This window comes from Gluconobacter sp., assembly GCF_047723935.1.
GTDB lineage: Bacteria > Pseudomonadota > Alphaproteobacteria > Acetobacterales > Acetobacteraceae > Gluconobacter.
Genome location: NZ_JBDOBO010000141.1, coordinates 1 through 1813, shown reverse-complemented (window position 1 = coordinate 1813; position 1813 = coordinate 1). Strand labels below are relative to the sequence as shown.

The window sequence follows — 1813 nt, the reverse complement described above, 5'->3', positions numbered from 1 at the left end:
ATATAGACTATTTCATAATTAATTGTCTGGATGGACCATGATGTTTTTGGACGTGTCACTGGACGGCCCTGACGGTTCACGGCGTCTGGTGTCCTGACGGCGGAATGCAATATCACTATTTCGTGATGAGCTAATTCCTGTTGTTCTTCGATCTCTGATTCGCAGAAATTGGCTTCGGCATGGGCGTTTCCGAACGCCGCAACTGCTGCATGGCCTTTTTCAGCTTTTCTTCTACGCTCCAATTTCTCGATGGTGGCTCCTCGTTCGATCTTCGGCCGTCGAAGCCTGTATGTTCATCCGCCTTTGAAACTGGTCGGGCCGTACTGGATGTCGATGGAGCAGCGGTGTGTTGAAGAAAATGGACCAACGGAGAGGCTACCCGTTCCGAACGTGCTTTTGCATTAACCTTGAGCTCAACGCGTCGCCATGCCTTGCGGACCGTGTCCGGCGTCAAAGGGCCGTTACGGGCATTGCGAATACCAAGTCTAGAGAAGCCGGCCGTGACCGAACGCCAGTCAGGCGAGCCGTTCAAACTGGGCTGCAATGCCTCATATTGGAGTTCAAGAAACGTAGGTAGCTCTTGACCGCGTGTCTTGATCCGGGCCTCGCGAAAGAGAAGTATGATCTCCTTTTCGGACAATATTTTCATGAAAACCCTGACTGCTGCAGTGGCACGAGACTGAAAGCGCCTATCATAGAGGACGCACGCTCAGACCCCTTCAGATTTAGTAGACTGAAAATAAGCCACCAGAAAAATCGCTCATCCTGAGGAAAAGGATTCAATTTTTTTTCTGGATGCCAAACGATCGGGACCGGAAAGATCTCAAATGATTTCTGACATGATTGCGCTCTTGACGGGGCACCGAGCGGATATCAGGCGGACATCCGCCGGACAAAGAGAGTGCGGAAAATCTGTTACAGACCAAGGCACCCTTGGTGCGTGGCAGTGGACTTTTGAGAAAAATAGCAAAGCTCATCTGAAATGCTGAACCTGATGGTCATCGCATCAGCGTTTGCCTGAAAGGCAGGGCAGGATCATAGCCGGCTGGCGCGGCTTATGAAACCGATGGAGCTGCAACCAGCATGGGCGGGGAGTTGCATCCCGTCGGAGCGGAGGAGGTATTTTTGCTTTTGCAGACAAGGGGAGGGGAGCTGCGCTGCGGCTCTCGCCCCAGAGGTTCTCTCTGCCACATGGCAAGACCCTGCGGGTGATCACAGTCTTTTACTGGATCTCCTATGTCTTTCTCTCCCTCTGACATTCCAGCGCGGATTATCGGGCTCGCTCCCACAGGCTCTCCTGCTCATCCAAGGAGTGGTGCCTCCACTTTGATTGAAGCCTGTCTGCTCGATCTGCTAGTCGGCAATTCCGGCGGTGCCAGCCACTCTGCTGAACGCATGTGTCTGTGGTCTCCAACCGAACAGCTCACCGTGACGCACATTCCGCGTGATACGATCAATACGTCGATCTTCCTGCGTCTTGATCCAGAACTGCGGAATGATCTTGTTCATCGACCCTTTCTGGAGGCGATCGAAAACGAGCATTATCAAGGAAAGAAGCACGGCGCACCGACATTGATTGTACCACTGGATGGTCGTGTCCAGGGCTGGCTCGCGCCTTTGCCTCATGGGGATGATCTGCAAGTTCTGCGTTTTGACCGGCTGATGAGGGGCCTGTTTTCAAACCTGATTGTCGGTCACGATGATTACCACCGCATCTGGAAGCTCTACGATCCGCAAACAAGCGCTCCGTATCATCCAGCCTCTTTAATTCATGACGTGTTCGTCGCCGGCCGCATTCTCTCTGGCGTGCTGA

Annotated in this window: 2 protein-coding genes; one reads left to right on the top strand and one right to left on the bottom strand. The window is 53.0% G+C overall.

Going from position 1 to position 1813, the window contains the following annotated elements:
* On the bottom strand, positions 1 to 242 hold a 242-nt coding region (locus ABF979_RS16755; protein WP_415560795.1), incomplete at its 3' end, for a hypothetical protein.
* A 994-nt stretch (positions 243 to 1236) separates the two neighbouring features.
* On the opposite strand from ABF979_RS16755, the gene ABF979_RS16750 reads away from it, so the two are divergent.
* Positions 1237 to 1813: hypothetical protein (locus ABF979_RS16750; protein WP_415560794.1), on the top strand; the 577-nt coding region annotated here is incomplete at its 3' end.